This is a genomic window from Micromonospora sp. DT233 (assembly GCF_049841815.1).
In the GTDB taxonomy this organism is placed as follows: Bacteria; Actinomycetota; Actinomycetes; order Mycobacteriales; family Micromonosporaceae; genus Micromonospora.
The window spans coordinates 1-3,804 of record NZ_JBNCLB010000032.1; the positions used below are offsets into that span (position 1 = coordinate 1).

2 protein-coding genes are annotated in these 3,804 nt (G+C 71.4%); both read left to right on the top strand.

The genetic code is table 11. From position 1 onward, the window contains the following. Positions 1–3,168 (top strand): acyltransferase domain-containing protein (locus ACLQ2V_RS28045; RefSeq protein WP_425721702.1); only part of this gene is annotated, 3,168 nt, incomplete at its 5' end. A gap of 4 nt (positions 3,169–3,172) precedes the next feature. After that, on the top strand, positions 3,173–3,804 hold a 632-nt coding region (locus ACLQ2V_RS28050), incomplete at its 3' end, for a beta-ketoacyl synthase N-terminal-like domain-containing protein (RefSeq protein WP_425721704.1).

Genomic DNA, 3,804 nt, shown 5'->3' on the forward strand with positions numbered 1-3,804 from the left:
GCGGGTCAGTCCGTGCCGGCCGTGGTCTCGGGTGCCGTCCGGGGTGGCCTGACGGGGTTCGTGTTCTCCGGTCAGGGTGGTCAGCGTCTCGGCATGGGCCGGGAGCTGGCGGCGGCGTTCCCGGTCTTCGAGGCCGCGTTGTCGGAGGTGTGCGCCCAGTTCGACACGCTGTTGGACCGCCCGCTGCGTGAGGTCATCGACGGCTCCGCCGACGACCTGGGTCGGACCGGCTGGGCGCAGCCGGCGTTGTTCGCCGTCGAGGTGGCGTTGTTCCGTCTCCTCGCCTCTTGGGGGGTGCACCCGGACTACCTGGTCGGTCACTCGATCGGGGAGCTGGCGGCCGCGCACGTCGCGGGCGTCCTGGACCTGGGCGATGCGTGTCGCCTCGTGGCGGCGCGGGCGTCGTTGATGCAGGCCCTGCCCACGGGTGGGGCGATGTGGGCGGTGCGCGCCGGTCTCGATGAGGTGTCCCCGCTGCTGGTCGACGGGGCGTCGATCGCGGCAGTGAACGCCCCCGGTCAGGTCGTGGTCTCCGGGGAGCGGGCTGCGGTGGAGCGGGTCGCGGCCGGGCTGCCCGAGCGGCAGGGTCGGTGGTTGGCGGTGAGCCACGCGTTCCACTCGGCGTTGATGGACCCGATGCTGGCGGAGTTCACCCGCATCGCCGGGACCGTGAAGCTGGGTAGGCCGCGCGTCCCGATCGTCTCCACGCTCACCGGTGAGCCGGTGGAGGAGTTCACCGCCGAGTACTGGGCGCAGCAGGTGCGCGGGACGGTCGTCTTCGGGGCGGCGGTGCAGAGGGCCGTCGAGCTGGGGGTGACCCGGTTCGTGGAGCTCGGCCCCGACGCGAGTCTGATCGGCGCGGTCGAGGAGACCCGCGACGGTGTGCTGGCCGTGCCGGTGCTGCACCGCAAGCGGGCCGAGGCCCTGACGGCCGTGACGGCGCTGGCCCGGCTCTGGGCCGATGGCGGCGCCGTCGACTGGGCGGCGTTCCTCGCCCCCACCGGGGCGCGGACCGTCGACCTGCCCACCTACGCCTTCCAACACCAGCGCTACTGGCCGAAGCCGAAGCCCGCAGCCCCGGTTTCCACCACCCCGACGGTCGACGCCGCCTTCTGGGAGGCGGTGGAACGCGAAGACGCCGACCTGCTCGCCGCCCGGCTGGGCGTGGATGTGGAACTGCCCCTGCGAAAGACGCTGCCGGCGCTGTCGGCCTGGCAGAAGCAGCAGCGGGAGCAGGCCGATATCGAACGGCTCTACTACCGGGAATCCTGGGTTCCCGTCTCCCTCGCCGCGAGCCGGCCGGCCTCCGGTCACTGGTTGTTGGTGGAGTCCGACGTCTCCGACGAGTGGTCGGAGGCGTTGGCGGGGGAGTTGGCCGCGCGTGGGGTGGAGGTGTCGCGGCTGCGGGTGGCGGCGGGCGAGCTCGACCGTGGCCTGCTGGCCGGGCGGTTGGCCGGGTTCGCCGACGTGGACCGGGTGGTGTCGTTCCTCGGGCGGGACACGTCCGAGGTGGCGGGGGGCGTGCCGTTGGGTGTCGCGGCGACGCTGGTGCTGGTGCAGGCGCTCACCGAGGCCGGGGTCGCGGGCCCGTGGTGGGTGGTGACGTCGGGTGCGGTGTCGGTGGGTGCGGCCGATCCGGTGACCGCGCCTCTGGCGGCGGGTGTGTGGGGTTTGGGTCGGGTGGTGGCGTTGGAGGAGCCGGGTCGTTGGGGTGGTCTGGTGGACGTGCCGGCGGTGGTGGATGTCCGGTCGGCTGCGGGGTTGGTGGACGTGATCGCGGCTGCTGGTGTGGGTGTTGAGGATCAGGTGGCGGTGCGGGGTGCGGTGGTGCTGGGTCGGCGTTTGGTGTCGGGGTCGCCCGCCGGTTCGGGTTGGGTGCCGCGGGGGATGGTGTTGATCACGGGTGGGACGGGTGTGTTGGGTGCGCGGGTGGCGCGGTGGGTGGTGTCGCGGGGTGCGGCGGGTGTGGTGTTGGTGTCTCGTCGTGGGTTGGCGGCGCAGGGTGCGGAGGTGTTGCGGGACGAGTTGACGGGGTCGGGTGCGCGGGTGGAGGTGGTGGCGGCGGACGTCGCGGTGCCGGGTGAGGTGGAGGAGTTGTTGGGGCGGTTCGAGGTGTCGGCGGTGGTGCACGCCGCGGGTGTGTTGGGTGATGGGGTGCTCGACGGGTTGTCGGTGGAGGGGTTGTCGGGGGTGTGGGGTGGTAAGGCGGGTGCGGCGTGGCACCTGGATCGGGTGTTGGGTGATCGGGAGTTGGACGCGTTCGTGGTGTTCTCGTCGGCGGCGGGTGTGTGGGGTGGTGCGGGTCAGGGGGCGTATGCGGCGGCGAACGCGGCGTTGGATGCTCTGGTGGCGGCGCGTCGGGCTCGGGGTCTGGTGGGTACGTCGGTGGCGTGGGGGCCGTGGGCCGACGGCGGCATGGCCGACGACGAACTCGTGCTGTCGCGGGCCAACCGGGGCGGCGTCACGCCCCTCGACCCCGACCGTGCACTGCGGGCTCTGGAGTCCGCCGGCGAGGGTTGTGTCACCGTCGCCGACATCGACTGGGAACGCTTCGTGCCCGCCACCACCGCCCTTCGGGCCAACCCGTTCTGGGACCTGGTGGCACCACAGGTCAGCAGCGCGGCCCACGTGGAGCCCGGCCCCACCGACGGCCTCCGGCAGCGGCTGGTCGCGATGCCTGCCGCCGCCCGTCGGACGACGCTGACCGAAGAGGTACGCGCCCAGGTCGCGGCCGTCCTCGGTTTCCAGGACCCGGCGGCGGTGGAGGTCTCCACCGCCTTCAAGGATCTCGGCTTCGACTCCCTGACCGCAGTGGAGCTGCGGAACGTCCTCGCCGCGCGGATCGGGCTGAAGCTCCCCGCCACGGTCGTCTTCGACCACCCGACGACCACCGCCCTCGTCGACTTCCTCCTGCGTGAACTGTCAGACGGGTCCGCCGACGAGGAACGCGACGCCGACACCGATCTGGACCGGCTGGAAGCGACCCTGCTGGCCCTGCCCACCCAGGAACTCACCCGCCTGCGCGTCACCACCCGCCTCCAACAGCTCATGAAACGCCTGGAATCCGCTCCCACGGCTCACGCCGACGCCGACCTCTCGGCGAAGATCGAGGCCGCGACGACCGACGACATCTTTGCCCTTATCGACAACGAGATCGGGACGCGGTGAGCTGATGAGCGACGAGGCCAAGCTTCTCGGTTACCTGAAGAAGGTCACGCTCGAACTGCACGAGACGAAGCAGCGGCTCCGTGACGTGGAGGCCGCCGAGGACGAGCCGGTGGCCGTCGTCGGCCTGGGATGCCGGTTCCCCGGCGGCGTGACGTCCCCCGAGGAGCTGTGGCGGTTGCTGGCCGATGGCGTCGACGCGCTGGGTGCCTTCCCGGTCGATCGGGGCTGGGACGACGTCACCGCCGGTGTGGGTGGTTTCGTGGATGGGGTGGCGGGGTTTGATGCGGGGTTGTTTGGGATTTCGCCGCGTGAGGCGGTGGTGATGGATCCGCAGCAGCGGTTGTTGTTGGAGGTGGTGTGGGAGGCGTTGGAGCGGGCTGGGGTGGGTCCGTTGTCGTTGCGTGGTGTTCCGGTGGGGGTGTTTGCGGGGACGAATGGTCAGGATTATCCGGCGTTGTTGGCGTTGTCGGGTGAGTCGACGGACGGCTACGCCTCCACGGGTTCGTCGGGGAGTGTGTTGTCGGGTCGGGTGTCGTATGCGTTGGGTTTGGAGGGGCCGGCGGTGACGGTGGATACGGCGTGTTCGTCGTCGTTGGTGGCGGTGCATTTGGCGGTGCAGTCGTTGCGGTTGGGTGA